Raw genomic sequence first — 358 nt, 5'->3', positions numbered from 1 at the left:
GTAGCCCAGCACCCGTTCAGATCCGCGCTCAGTAGCGCCAGCGCAGCAGGCGCCGTCAACGCTTCGCCATCCTCGCCCAGCCAAACACCCGCCTCACTCCGATACGCCGCCCAGTACACTTCCCCCATGCGCGCGTCGATGGCGGTCAGTACCTGGCAAGCGCCGGTTTGACGCCAGGCACCTTCGGCCAGAGCTGCCAGAGTGGAGATACCAATAAGCGGCAGATCGGCGCCTAGCGCCAGCCCCTGTGCAATGCCTATACCAATGCGCACGCCGGTAAAGCTGCCGGGGCCGCGGCCGAACGCCAGCGCATCAAGACTATCAAGCGTAATACCGGCCTCCGCTAACAGGCTGTCTA

1 pseudogene is annotated in these 358 nt (G+C 64.5%); it reads right to left on the bottom strand.

What is annotated here, in order from left to right:
* Positions 1–358 (bottom strand): annotated as a pseudogene (tsaB, locus tag BG74_RS08500) (tRNA (adenosine(37)-N6)-threonylcarbamoyltransferase complex dimerization subunit type 1 TsaB); the annotation flags it as partial.

It is taken from the genome of Sodalis-like endosymbiont of Proechinophthirus fluctus (assembly GCF_001602625.1).
In the GTDB taxonomy this organism is placed as follows: Bacteria; Pseudomonadota; Gammaproteobacteria; order Enterobacterales; family Enterobacteriaceae.
This window is presented reverse-complemented; position numbering and strand designations above follow the sequence as displayed.